The sequence below is a fragment of the Holdemania massiliensis genome (assembly GCF_022440805.1).
Classification (GTDB): domain Bacteria; phylum Bacillota_I; class Bacilli_A; order Erysipelotrichales; family Erysipelotrichaceae; genus Holdemania; species Holdemania massiliensis_A.
The window spans coordinates 1,393,693-1,405,022 of sequence record NZ_JAKNTK010000001.1; the positions used below are offsets into that span (position 1 = coordinate 1,393,693).

Sequence of the window (11,330 nt, forward strand, 5' to 3'; positions counted from 1 at the left end):
GTCTTTTCTGTTTCGCTTATCTCAGTCCATTACTGGAACTTCACCACACGGTAGCTATATTGACCATAGGCCGGAATCATCTCCGCCACAACTTCGCGGGTGTCAAAGTCAATCTCACTCATCAGCGAATGTACGCTGCCCGTGCCCCAGCCGATGACGTAGGTGTTAGCTTCGGTTTTCATCACCGAGCCGGTCGCAAAGGAATATTTTCCATCGACCATCATTTCCTTCCATGTGATCACCGATTGATTTTTCTCGTTTAACTGAAATTCCAGAATCCGCGTCTGTTCCTGGGCATTGCCATTATCAAACAGAAGCAAAGTTCCCTCATCCGTCAGCTTGGCATAATGCTGACGGGAGAAAAGCTGCTCTTCCTCCAGCCCGAAATCATCCCCCAAACCGCCCAGTGTCCAGATAATTTCCCCGCTTTGCCGATCAATCTTTAAGACTGCATCCAGATTACGGAAGGAGGCGATCAGATTGCCGTCATTCGGATCTACGCACAGACTGTTGATATGCGCATAATCCGCAGCGTAATAGGTATCATTGGTATTGGTATAATCATTGTTTTCTACCGACTGTCTCAACAAGGCCGGATGATCGCTGCTGCACCATTCAAAGATGACCTCACCGTTTAGAATTTCCTGGATCAAGGCTGCTTTTACCCGAACATAACGCTGTTCACTGGAAACCCATAGGTTCTGATCGACAGAACCGGTAAGCAGATAATGGTTTTCACCGAGCATCAGAAACTCGTGGTTCTCACACATCCCGCCTGCGGGCAGATGTTCAGAAGGCAAGAGTTCTATCTGCTGAATCAGCTGATACTGATCATCGAGAAGATTGATGTGACCATACTGTACGCCCATATACAACAAATGATCGGAAATATCGGCCGAAGGTTCAAAGAAGGAATAAGTGACGACACCGTCTAATTCATGCTTTTGGAAATTCATTACCGAACCGCTCTTATTATAAAAACCGCGGTAGTAATACAACAGCTGTCCGTCGTTATCCATTTTAAAGATATAAGAATCCCCGTCATCATTCATCAGATCCCCATAATAATCACCGGCACTTGTGCTGTGACCCGTAAACTGCACTGTCGGGAAACTGTCTGGAAGCAGCTGCACGGTGACATTGCGCTGACAATTGCCTTTGCGGATCGTCAGAACGGAGGATTGCTGCGGACTGAGGGCTTCCACTTCAATCGCGGCGGGAGAGGTCAGCTTCTGACCATTCCAGCTGATCTGCAGATTTCTGTCACTGGAAGTCCAGGTCAGAATATTGGCTGTTTCCCGGCTCAAGGACAACGGTGCAACCAGCGGCGCCGTTTCGGAAAGGTCCATGGTCAGCGGCAAACCGTTGATCTGAATTTCCAAATCACTCGTTGTTAACAAATCTCCGATATGAGTGCCGTCGGCACTGATACTTACGGCACAGCCAGCTGCTTCTTCCGGGGAAAAACCCTGAACAGCCAAGAAAATCAAGGCCGCGCCAAACAGTCCCCAAGGCAGAATCCGCAGCCAAAAAGATCGATCAAATTTCATTTCCATTCACCTCATGGGAAGAAGTATAATTTAAATTTATGAAGATTGTGTGAAATTTGTCATTGAATTGTAATAATTTCGCAATAAATTAAAACAGAAAAAAATCTGATTTCAGCAAACGAAGACGACGCTCACGTTTGAATGATCAGATTTCAGGTTCATTCTGATTTTTCTTCTTGGGCTGGTTGTTCTTCCAAGACTTCCTCATTCCGGATGACGATCTGATCGTTCAGATACAATTGGATCAAAGCCAGAACTTCCGGACAGACACCTTCATCTTCAAACATGACGTGATGTCCGTTTTCAATCACAAACATCTGTTTTTGAGCGGAAGGCATGCGGGAGAAGGCAATCTTTGAGCTTTGCGGTGAAACGATGCCGTCTTGGGAACCATGAATCAAGAGCACGGGACAGGATAAGCGGGAAGCATAGGGCCGAAACTGTACGACAACGTCGATCAGCGTCTGAAAAAAGTTTGCCGGCAGACCATTAAAATTGGCGATTTCCTGCGGTGATTCCAGATGGGTGAAGTGAGTGATCAGCGAGGTCAGAATATTGCCGGTATTCTTCAGATTGATCAGATCGAAGGCCGGTGCGATCAGAATCAGCTTCTCCACCGGAAGCATCGACGCGATCCAGCTGGCGATGACACCGCCCATTGAGAACCCGCCCAGAATGACCCGGCGCTGTTTGAGCAATTCTTTTTCAACGACATGCAGGGCCCGGTTCGCCCATAAAATCCCATTGGAATCCTTCTGGTCCTCTGGATCAAAAAGCTCCGGCATGATGATCTCATAATCATTCTCAAACGCTTGTTGGAAAGCCTCCAGCTCACCTGTCCGTTTTCTACCAAAGCCATGCAGGAAGATGATCACCGGACGCTTAGCGCGTGTTCCTTTCAGCTGTTTTTCAAGAATCATTTTCTTTCCTCCAATTTTTCCTATTATATCATACAAACGTTGGGAATCCTGCTTTTTTGTGCTAAAATGGAGAGCGGGAAAAGGTCAATACAGAAAGGCAGGAATCAGGGTTTGAATTGTAACAACAAATATGATGTCGTGATCATCGGCGGCGGCATTGGCGGATTAATGTGCGCTTACCGCATTGCCGAACGGGATCCAAAAGCGTCGGTTCTGCTTCTGGAACGAGGACTGGATTTGGAACACCGCCAGTGTCCGATCATTTCAGGCAAGGCCGAAAAATGTTTGAAATGTGAGCCATGCGCAGTCATGGAGGGAATTGCCGGCGCGGGGGCATTCTCGGACGGCAAGTATATCATTTCCACCGAATACGGCGGATGGCTGCCGGAATTTATGGAACCCGCCAAAGTCATGGATTATATCGAACAGGCAGATCAGGTGCTGATGCACTTTGGGGCGCAAAAGGAACGTTTTGTGCCCAATGATGAGCTGAAACAGCTCTGCCTGCGCTACGATCTGCATATGCAGCAGGCACAGTTAAAGCATTTGGGAACAGACGCCAACTTAAAAACGATGCAGAATCTGGTCGATGACTTAAAGCAGCGCGTCCAGATTGAAACGCTGTGTACGGTCACGGATGTGAATAAGCAGACGCACGAAGTCTTTTTTACGCATCGCGGGCAACAGTACAGTGTCAAGGGAGAGAAAATCGTCTTTGCGGTCGGCCGCGCCGGCAGCCGGGTTTTTCTCGATTGGTGCAAGCGCAACGGCGTGGCCTGCGCCAATAATCAGGTCGATATCGGCGTGCGGGTTGAATTGCCGGCGATGGTATGGGAGCATTTCTCCAAGAAAATCTATGAGCCTAAAATTCTGTACCGGTCAAAAGCCTATGGGGATACGACGCGGATGTTCTGTTTTAACGAGCGCGGCCTAGTCGTGACTGAGAATACCGACGGAGTTTTGACGGTTAATGGCCACGCCTATAAGGAACTGGAACGCAAGACTGACAATTCCAACTTTGCGCTGCTCTGCACGATCCGCTTCACCGAACCGTTTAACGATCCGATTGATTATGCCCGTTACGTCGCTTCGCTGGCAAATAAGATTTCCGGCGGCAGCGTGCTTGTTCAGCGCTTAGGCGATCTGGAAAGCGGCCGGCGGACGGATGAAAAGCGGCTGAAGCAGTCGACGGTCCGTCCGACCCTCAACGCTGTGCCAGGTGATTTAAGCCTGTGCATGCCGAAGCGTCAGCTGGACAATATCATTGAAACGCTGCACGCTCTGGATAAGGTGGCGCCGGGGACCGCTAACTATGATACGCTGCTGTACGGCGTGGAATGCAAGTATTATTCCGCCCGCCCGGACTGTGTCAACTTTGAAATCAAAGACTGCCCGGGAATCTATGCTTTGGGCGATGGCGCAGGCTTTACCCGGTCGCTGTCCCAAGCGGCGGCCAATGGATTAATCATCGGCGAAATTTTGACCAAAAAATAATCAATTCCATTGCCGAAGCTTATGAAATTGACTATAATGAACATGAAAGAAAGAGGGAGTAAAATTATGTCAGAAGAAAAAGTATTAGTTGAAGTTTCTGCCCGTCACATCCATTTGAGCGATGCCGACGTTGAAGCTTTGTTCGGTCCAGGATACAAATTAACTGTAAAGAAAGAGCTGTCCCAGCCAGGTCAGTTCGCTTCGAATGAAAAGGTAACAATCAAGGGAGAACGCGGCGAAATGAAGCTGTCCGTTCTGGGACCAACCCGTCCTGAAACCCAGGTTGAGCTGTCTTTGACGGATGCCCGTACGGTGGGCGTAAAAGCCATGATCCGGGAGTCCGGCGATATTGAAGGAACACAGGGTGTAACGATCATCGGTCCAGCCGGTTCCATTGAAATCACGAAAGGTGTCATCGCTGCGAAACGGCATGTTCACATGACACCGGCGGATGCGGAAAAGTTTGGCGTCACAAACGGCCAGATTGTTTCTGTGAAGATTGATACGGATGGCCGCAGCCTGACCTTCGGCGATACGGTTGTCCGCGTTTCTGAGAAATATGCTTTAGCGATGCATATTGATACGGATGAAGCCAATGCCGCAGCCATCTCTGGTTCCGCAATGGGCGAAATCATTAAATAAGTTTAGTTCAACAAATTCAGTTGATAAGAAAGCGGCACTGTCCGCTTTTTTATTTTGCGTAAAAAAACCAAAAAGAAAACCGGGATTCCCCGGCTGACTTTTGTTGGGATTATTCCGTTTCCGCTTCGATCTCCTCAGTTACCGGCTGACTTTGGTTGGCAATCACCAGGTTGCTGCAAAGCCATTTGCCGCTGACGTTGAGGAAGGTCATCTGGTAGGTATTGGAATAGGTTTGGGATTTCTCACCTTCGATCGTCACGACATAATCAAACGAAATCGTTCCGGTAAAGCCGACTTCTTCCCCATAGCTGATCAAATCACTGATGTGCATGTTGTCAAAACGATAGGAATCATGCGTCGAGAAGTAGCGGTTCACAAAGCTGGAAATCGCTTTGTAATAATCCGTGCGGCGGTATAAATACTGCTGCAGGTCAGAGAAGCGCGTATCTTCTGAGATATATTTCGCATAGGTCATGGCCGTATCACGGATCCGCGTCCGCATGACCTCTTCCATGGCTCCGCCTGGCCGATCGGCAATATAGAAGCAGTCCTGCAGCGCATCCTTGACGACGCTGTACTGAGCGTCATCCTGCGTGGTGACCGTGGGAATTCCGACCAGATTGTCAATGTGATAACGGGTGACCAGCGGTGCCTGGTTCAGATCGAAGAGGTTGGAATACGCTTCCGAGCTGACATTGCGTTCGGTGATGTAGTTTTCATTCAGGCGGATTCCGTTGACATAGACCTGGGCATCGCCAAAGACTTCAATGTAGAAGTTGCGCGCATCCGTTACCGTCCGGACATTCCATTGTTTTTCATCTTCGTTGTAGATCAGTTCCAGCGTTGCGATTTTCTGCCGGTCCACCATCATGTCATAATATAAAAATGTATCGTTGGAATAAGCTTTTTTTGAGAACACCGCTTTTTTCAAATCGACGCCTTCGTAGATGGATTTCAGATATTCGATGTACGGTTCTTTTTCATTGAACTGAGTAAAGATAATCGTAGATTTCTCATAGATTTTATCGTAATTTTCCGCCTGAAGCAGATGCACGTAACTGCTCATCGCTCCGTTCGGTGTACTCTTCTCGTAATTTTCCAGCACTTTCCAGGTCAGAAACAGAACGGCGCTGCCCAAGATCATTAGGACTAGAAACAGTTTAAGCAAAAAATAGAGAAACTGCTGATTGGAAGAATTGATCTTCCTTCTCTCCCGCTCGGAAGCCTCGCGAATACGCTCGACGGATAGATGCCACAGATCGGTAGTTTCCTGTTTGCCGCCGGTATGTCCTTCCGGGCTGTGATGCAGCACCGCTTCCGTCTTTTTCTTCTTCTTTTTCACCGGCTGATCCGCTTTGGCAGTACGGGCAGGACGTTTGGAAGTCCCGCTGTCTGCCGGCTTCTGCTTTTTCGCCGCGGCCGGTTTTTTTTGTTCTTCGTTGTTGCTCATGCAGGCCCTCCTGTTATTTCACGATAAAGGCGGTCGGAACCTTGCGGTCGCCGTTCATGGAAACCACGTTGTTGATAATCTTGCCGTCATAGACCATGACCGACGAAGACCCGCCGTCAAGATTCGCGGCGTTCATCGCTCCGTATTGCGTCATGATGTCAATGCAGTCAGAATATGAAGCTCCCAGACTCGTTGTCTGCCGTCCGTCGATGACCAGCAGCAGCACAGCTCCGTCTTCCCGCTGGCCGATCACCGTGCGCGGATTGACCCCGCCGCCGGTGCCTGTGACTTCAACCGGAACATAGTTGACGATAAAGATCGGCTTGAACGTCACCGCATCGCGCAGGCCGTACTCGAGCGCCTGCCGTCCGGTCATGTTGCCGACGATCAGCTTATTCTGTTCATTAAATCCGATGACGGAATTGTAATCATCCAGTCCGCCGCTGACCAGCTCGCCATCCTGAATGACGATGCCGTAAGGAATTCCGCCGGTTCCCTGACCGTTGGGATCATCGAAGCCCCCGGCATTGATGCCGCCGATGGCATCGTTGGCCTTGACGTATTCTTCGACGAAGTAGCCTTCGTTGGCATTGCCCAAATCCGAATTGACGGCCAGATGGATGCGCGACGGATCGTAGACGATCATCAATTTTCCCTCATACGTCGGACCTTTGATATCAATAATCTCGATTTTATCTTTTTTGCTTTCGTCAATGACAAAATCCGTTTCGGAATCCGTGATTTCATCGGTATCACTGACAGAGTTGCGGTTCATGATCGTTTCCATTTCCTCTTCCGAAAAAAACAGCCGGGCAACACTTTTTAACGTCCGGGTCTCCATCATCGTGCTCGTAAGCAGGTTGCTGACGGTGACCGAAGGGCCTTTCAGCACGATCATCGCTGCACCGTAGACGGTCATCAGACCGACGAGAATGAAAACCGCGGCGATCATATAGGTTTTCTGTAAAATCGTAAAGGGTTTGATTTTCCGCGTGCGGTTTCGCTTGCGCTTTGCCACCCAATCCCACCTTTCTATCTGCTGGTATTTTAGATTAATTGATCTGAGGAAAGTTTATAATTTGGCTCAGATCAAGCTTTTTAATAGGTTCGTGTATCATTATAGTATAAAAGCGAGAAATTGTCATAGAAAAAAGTATCGATTCAACGAACACTTTTGTAAGGAACGGCTCATTTCAGAAAGGGCAGCCATTTGCGGATGATGACCGTCAGGATCATCGTCAGCGGAAAGACAAAGAAAAACCGTACGGCGCCGTTGTTTAAATACAAAGAACCCAGTAAGATTTCACCCAATTCCAAAAACATCGCATGACAGAAATAAATCACGGTGCTGGCTTCACGCAGCGCTTTGAAATTCAGCTTCCAGTTTAACTGCGTTTGCAGCAGTCCGGCAAACCAATACAAGATAAACGGAACCGTCATCAAGTACATGTTGTAATCCAAAGCCCAGTGAAAATGCCGGACAGTGAAGGCTTCTGCGACTAATAAAACGAAGGCTACAGCCGCTTTGATAAAGGGATGGCGAAGGGTCTTCGTCTGGTTCAGATCAGCCAGGGCCATGCCCATCGCGACAAACAGCACGCCGAAAAACAAACCGTTGCGGGTCGTAAACATCAGTAAAAAGTAGGTGTTGACCGACTGCAGCAGAATTTCGTTGGTGATTAAGCCATGATAGGTTTCAACCAATCCGATTAAAAATAAGAGACCGCCCAGGATCAACAAAGCCTTCATTGAAAATTTCTTTAAAAACAGATGACAGAAAACCATCGCAAAAATCAGCGCTGACATATACCACAGATGAAAGTAGGTTCCGATATTGAACAAAGCGATCGGCAAGGCTGCCAGCCACAAAGCTCCGCTGATTTCCATCATATTGCCCAGCTTGTGCATCCCAAACGGAATATAAATCACACTCCAGATCAGATACAGCTTGATCAGCCGCTTAATATAACTGCGGAAGTAATTTTCATCCTTATGACAGCGCCCGATCTGCATGAAATAACCGGCCGAGATAAAGAAAAACGGAATGACGATTCTTCCTAATATATTGCTTGTGACAAAACCTAAATCCGGCCAGACTTCATAAAAGGGGTAAGTGTGGACAACGATGACGAGAAAGGCGCAGACAAATTTCATCACATCCACAGCGTGATATTGTTGGGTTTTGGCAGAGGTCATGGTATCGCTCCTTTAGTTTACTCTGTTTTCAATAGGATACCACATTTAAGAATCACGTGGGAAGAAAACCCTTCGCTCTGAAAGAAAGATGAAAGAATTGAAGCCAAAAGAAGCGTCCAAATTGACTTTCATCGCTCCCTACTCTACAATAAGTTTATAAAGTTAAATGAAACTAACAATCAGGAGGATCACTTATGAACGCAGTAGCTTACGCGGCTTTGGGCACCGGCTTTACCTTTCTGTTAACTTCTGCCGGCGCAGCCGTCGTCTTCTTCTTTAAAAATGAAATCAAAGGGAATATCCAAAAAAGCTTTCTTGGCTTTGCCGCCGGGGTCATGGTGGCAGCTTCGGTTTGGTCGTTATTAATTCCGGCGATCAGCGAGGCGGAAGCGATGGGGTTGATCGGTTGGGTTCCGGCAGCGATCGGCTTTGTGGCCGGCGGCGTCTTTCTGTTTGCCCTGGATCATCTGCTTCCGCATCTGCATCTGGAACAGAAACAGCCGGAGGGCTTGAGCAGCAACTGGAAAAAGACAACGCTGCTGGTCTCGGCGGTGACGCTGCACAACATTCCCGAGGGCATGGCGGTCGGCCTGGCTTTTGCGATGGCCGCTCAGCATCAGGATCCAGCTTTGATGTCAGCGGCGATGGCGCTGGCGATTGGCATCGGGATTCAAAATTTTCCGGAAGGCGCAGCGATTTCCCTACCGCTCAGACAAGAGGGCTTCAGCCGGTTTAAAGCATTTCTGTACGGCAGTTTATCCGGAATCGTTGAACCGATCTTCGGAATTCTGACTGTTTTGGCAGCCTCGCAGATCGCCGGTTTAATGCCGTGGCTGCTTTCCTTTGCGGCCGGTGCGATGATCTTTGTCGTCGTGGAGGAACTGATTCCGGAAGCCCATCTGGGGGAACATACTCACATCGGCACGATCGGGTTTATGGTCGGCTTTCTGATCATGATGATTCTGGACATCGCCTTGGGGTAAGCGGAATCTGGATATCCGCGATCAAGCTCAATTATTTTTAGAATCCGGGACACAAGGAATCGCGGGAATCCGCCTTTCCCTGTGTTTTTTCTTTATGATGTGCGGTATAATGAACAAAAATAAGGAGTGGAAGATATGGATTGCGAATGGAGTAAGAGAACCTCAGACTTTTTAAAAATGACGCTGGCCAAGGATTATACGTCTGTGTCCTATGCCCTACAGGTAGATGGCGAACTGGTTGCGGCCGATGCATTAGGCTGGCAGGATCAGCCTCAACAAATCAAGGCGGATGAGCGTTGTACCTACAATGTGGCATCGGTTTCCAAAATCTATTGTACGGCGGCAGTGATGGTGCTGGTTCAGCGCGGATTGATCGACTTGGATACACCGGTCGTGGAGTACGTGCCGGAATTTACAATGCTGGATGAAGATTATAAAAAGATCACCGTGCGGCATCTGTTAAACCATGCCAGCGGTCTGCCGGGAACTCAGTGGAAAGGCTTTTCTGTAACGGCTTTAACGGAACGCGACTATGATGAAGAAGTGCTGAACTATCTGGCGAACAGTCATCTCAAAGCCAAACCGGGGGAATATTCGGTTTACTGCAACGACGGGTTCACCCTGGCTGAGATCGTCGTCGCCCGTGTCAGCGGACAGCGGTACAGTGATTTTCTGCGGGAAAACATCACCGGTCCGATTCAGGCGGATTCCACGCGGACGATTGAGGACCGCAATCCGGATTTTCCGTTAGTTCATGAAAAAGCCAAACCCGCTGAATTGTTATTGGTGGAAGGCGCTGGGGGATTGACGACATCGATGATCGACCTGTGCAAATTCGGCCAGCTGTTTTTATCCGAGAATCCGATTCTCTCCGAAGCCAGCAAGCAGGAAATGGCTAAGCCGCAGGGTGTTTCCTTCTTAGCCCAGGATCAGAAGAGTCCGGCCTATGGTTTAGGCTGGGATACGGTCTGCTTCAGTGATCCTGATTTTGATCTGGGGGAAGGCGTGCTGCGCAAGGGCGGCAACAGCTTCCAGTTTACGTCCCAGCTGATCGTCATTCCCCAATACAAAGCGGTGCTGGCGATCAGTGAAACGCATGACTGCAAGATCGATGTGACCCAGGCAGCGCTGCACATTCTGGCGCAATGGCTCTTACAGCATAAAGGGATTTCAATCTATAAGCGGGCGCAGCCAATTCCGGCGGAAGCAATGACAGCGTACAGCGGCGTCTATCTGATGCCCAGCGCGATTGCAACCGTGGCCATGCAGGGGGCGATTGCCCACTTCCAGGATACCCCGTTAAAAGGTCAGCCTTACCCATGGGAATCCTATCTGCGCTACGATGGCCAGTGCTGGATTGCCAATGAAAAGGTCAGTTATTTCTTTGCCGAAGCTCAAGGCGATGAATATTTGATGAGCGAGATGAACGGCGTATGCTATCCGGTGGCGATGAAGGCAAAAGCGTTTGCCCCGTTAAGTGAAACCTGGAAGCAGCGCTTAAATCATCGCTATGTTGTTGTGAATCCAACGCCGGAGGATTTAGTCATCGGAGAGATCATGACGGGTTTCAGTCTGGAAGCCTTGCCGGACTTTGAAGGCATTCTTGTCGCTTCGTTCAGCGGCCGTCAGGGCAGCGATGTGTACAGCGGCGGATTTGACGGCAGCTTTATTCCAGCTGGGGAAAATCGCGGGCGTGGTTTTCTGCGCACCCCCTGCAACGGCAGCCGTGATTTGATTGATCCTTACTTCTTTACACAGGGGGAGGCCGAGCTGTGCGAAGTGGCTTCCTATCGTTACCAGCGCACGGATACGCTGCCGGCTTACCAGGGGCAGGCTTTTGCGGATCAGCCGCAGACTTTCCGCTTGGATCAGCCGTTTGACGGGACATTGAGCGTTCCGGAAGGCCGGCGGATCATGCTTCTGGACAAGGATCTCAACGTTGTCGGGGATACGCTGACCGACGAACAACTCAAACCCGCAGAAAGCGGTTATCTGCTTTTGATCTAAAGCGGACAAGCGCAGCAGGGAAGGCTCTTCTTCTCTGCTCGCTTTTTTGTTGGAAACGCGGAAGCGGAAAGCGGCCAGAAAGAGAAAC

The 11,330-nt window shown here is 49.2% G+C and carries 9 protein-coding genes; 4 read left to right on the plus strand and 5 right to left on the minus strand.

Translation table 11 applies throughout. The annotated features are described in order from the left end of the window. Positions 1–29: 29 nt before the first annotated feature. Positions 30–1,550: an arylsulfotransferase family protein gene (locus tag MCG46_RS06200; RefSeq protein WP_240278649.1), complete on the minus strand. Its 1,521-nt coding sequence runs from the start codon at positions 1,548–1,550 to the stop codon at positions 30–32. A 158-nt stretch (positions 1,551–1,708) separates the two neighbouring features. Next, positions 1,709–2,470 (minus strand): alpha/beta hydrolase, encoded by a 762-nt coding sequence (locus tag MCG46_RS06205; RefSeq protein ID WP_240278652.1) that lies wholly within the window; start codon positions 2,468–2,470, stop codon positions 1,709–1,711. A gap of 111 nt (positions 2,471–2,581) precedes the next feature. On the opposite strand from MCG46_RS06205, the gene MCG46_RS06210 reads away from it, so the two are divergent. Continuing rightward, positions 2,582–3,964 (plus strand): NAD(P)/FAD-dependent oxidoreductase, encoded by a 1,383-nt coding sequence (locus MCG46_RS06210; RefSeq protein ID WP_240278654.1) that lies wholly within the window; start codon positions 2,582–2,584, stop codon positions 3,962–3,964. A gap of 66 nt (positions 3,965–4,030) precedes the next feature. Beyond that, positions 4,031–4,606, plus strand: a complete 576-nt coding sequence (locus tag MCG46_RS06215) for a PduL/EutD family phosphate acyltransferase (protein WP_020226285.1) — start codon at positions 4,031–4,033, stop codon at positions 4,604–4,606. A gap of 109 nt (positions 4,607–4,715) precedes the next feature. Here the strand turns inward: MCG46_RS06215 and MCG46_RS06220 are convergent, their stop codons facing one another. The 3 genes from MCG46_RS06220 to MCG46_RS06230 all read right to left on the minus strand — a co-directional run bounded on the left by MCG46_RS06220 (position 4,716) and on the right by MCG46_RS06230 (position 8,252). Further along, positions 4,716–6,056 carry a hypothetical protein gene (locus MCG46_RS06220; protein WP_240278656.1) on the minus strand — a complete coding sequence of 447 codons (1,341 nt, stop codon included), beginning with the start codon at positions 6,054–6,056 and terminating at the stop codon, positions 4,716–4,718. A 13-nt stretch (positions 6,057–6,069) separates the two neighbouring features. Then, positions 6,070–7,074, minus strand: a complete 1,005-nt coding sequence (locus tag MCG46_RS06225) for a phosphodiester glycosidase family protein (RefSeq protein WP_020226283.1) — start codon at positions 7,072–7,074, stop codon at positions 6,070–6,072. 170 nt (positions 7,075–7,244) lie between these two features. After that, on the minus strand, positions 7,245–8,252 hold the full coding sequence (locus MCG46_RS06230) for an acyltransferase family protein (protein WP_020226282.1): 1,008 nt from the start codon (positions 8,250–8,252) through the stop codon (positions 7,245–7,247). A 194-nt stretch (positions 8,253–8,446) separates the two neighbouring features. Here MCG46_RS06230 and MCG46_RS06235 point away from each other — a divergent pair, with 194 nt between their 5' ends. Then, entirely contained in the window at positions 8,447–9,235 is a 789-nt protein-coding gene (locus MCG46_RS06235) for a ZIP family metal transporter (RefSeq protein ID WP_240278658.1), read from the plus strand. Between the two features lie 135 nt (positions 9,236–9,370). Next, positions 9,371–11,242: a serine hydrolase domain-containing protein gene (locus MCG46_RS06240; RefSeq protein ID WP_240278660.1), complete on the plus strand. Its 1,872-nt coding sequence runs from the start codon at positions 9,371–9,373 to the stop codon at positions 11,240–11,242. Positions 11,243–11,330 lie beyond the last annotated feature (88 nt).